2 protein-coding genes are annotated in these 1,704 nt (G+C 76.2%); both read left to right on the top strand.

Annotated elements, in window-relative coordinates:
- Nucleotides 1–771 (top strand): sensor histidine kinase (locus ABTZ99_RS44905; protein WP_499619285.1); only part of this gene is annotated, 771 nt, incomplete at its 5' end.
- Between the two features lie 27 nt (nucleotides 772–798).
- Complete coding sequence (locus ABTZ99_RS44900) at nucleotides 799–1,614, top strand: (deoxy)nucleoside triphosphate pyrophosphohydrolase (protein ID WP_498774288.1); 816 nt, start codon at nucleotides 799–801, stop codon at nucleotides 1,612–1,614.
- Nucleotides 1,615–1,704: the final 90 nt, after the last annotated feature.

The following is a 1,704-nucleotide window of genomic DNA, read 5'->3' as shown; positions in this document are numbered from 1 at the left end:
GCGGGGGGGGCGCTGCGGCGCGGCGGGCGGCTGCCCGTGCCGGCCGCGCGGGACGAGCTGCAAGCGCTCGCCGAGGCGTTGAACGCCCTGCTGGCCCGCCGCGACGAGGCCACCGAACGGCTGCGCCGGTTCACCGGCGACGCCGCGCACGAGCTGCGGTCGCCCGTGACGTCCGTGCGGGCGCAGGCCGAGGTGGCGGTGGCGCACCCCGACCCGGACTTCTCCATCGAGGTGCTCGAATCGGTGGTGGAGGAGTCCGAACGGCTGTCCGCGCTGGTGGACGCGTTGCTGATCCTGGCGCGCGCGGACACCGGCGAGCTGCCGCGCGCCGAGCCCGTCGACCTGGTGCTGCAGGCGCAGGCCGCCGTCGACCGGCTGGGGGAGACGGAGCTGCTCGTGCAGCTGGCCGCGCCGATGAGCGCGTGCCTGGTCTCCGCCGCGGGCGCGGAGGTCGAGCTGGTGCTGGACAACCTGCTGCGCAACGCCGCCCGGTACGCCCGGACGTTCATCCGGATCTCCGTGCTGCCGGCCGTGCGCGAGGTGCGGTTGCTGGTCGACGACGACGGGCACGGCATCCCCGAAGAGCACCGGGAGAAGGTGTTCGACCGCTTCTACCGGGTCGAATCGGACCGGGGACGGGCCACCGGCGGGTTCGGGCTCGGGCTCGCGCTGGTGGCGCACCTGGTGCGGCGGCGGCGCGGGACGATCCGGGCGGGCGAGTCGCCGGAGGGCGGCGCCCGGCTGGAGGTGCGCTGGCCGCTCTACCGGTGACGGGCGCGGCCGGCAGGATCGGCGACCGTGCCCGAGCTGAGAACCACCACCCTGGTCGACGCGCCGCTGCGGACCGTCGCCGCCGCGCTGCTGGACGCGCGACTGCTGGCCCGAGCCGTGCGAGGGCTGGGCGTGCGGATCACGGGTGGCGCGCCGGTGCTGTTCGCGGGCGCGTCGCTGGCCGGGTCCGTGGGGCCGGTGACCGGGACGCTGGTCGTGACGCGGGCCGACACCACGGGGGTGTCGGCGGAGCTGGTCGGTGGGCCGTTGCCGAGGTTCACGCTGGTCACGGACCTGCTGCACACCGGCGGCGGCACGATGGTGGTCGATTCCGTCGAGTGGTCGAGCCCCGGCGGCCCGTTCGGGCGGCTGGCGGACGTCCTGGTGGGGCGCGGCCTGGCCCTGAAAGTCCTGGAAGCCCGTGCCGCCGCCGTGTCCGCGCGCAGCATCGACCTGCTGAGCGCGCGCGTAGTAGTAGGTGCGGCGATCATTCGTGACGGCCTGCTCCTGGCCCAGCAACGCAGTTACCCGCCCGAGGCCGCCGGCAAGTGGGAACTGCCGGGCGGACGCGTCGAGCCGGGCGAAACCGACCACGCCGCCGTGATCCGCGAGTGCTCGGAGGAACTGGGCGTGACCGTCGCCCCGGGCGACCAGATCGGCCCGGACATCCCCCTCCGCTCCGACCTGATCCTCCGCGCCTACACGGCCACCCTGACCTCCGGCACCCCGACCCCGACCGACCACCAGGCCGTCCGCTGGCTGACCTCCGCCGGCCTGGACACCGTCGACTGGCTCCCCGCCGACCGCGTCCTCCTCCCCGCCCTCCACCCCCTCCTCTCCTGACCCCCGCGCGGGGGGCAGCCCCCGGGCGCCGGTGGTGGGGGTGGGGGGGCGGTGCGGGGGGGAGTGGGGAGACGTGCCCGCCGCGCCGGG

Origin of the sequence: Actinosynnema sp. NPDC002837 (assembly GCF_040295345.1) — a bacterium.
Lineage (GTDB): Bacteria > Actinomycetota > Actinomycetes > Mycobacteriales > Pseudonocardiaceae > Actinosynnema.
Note: the sequence above shows the minus strand (reverse complement) of the source record. Positions and strands in the feature narration are given on the sequence as shown.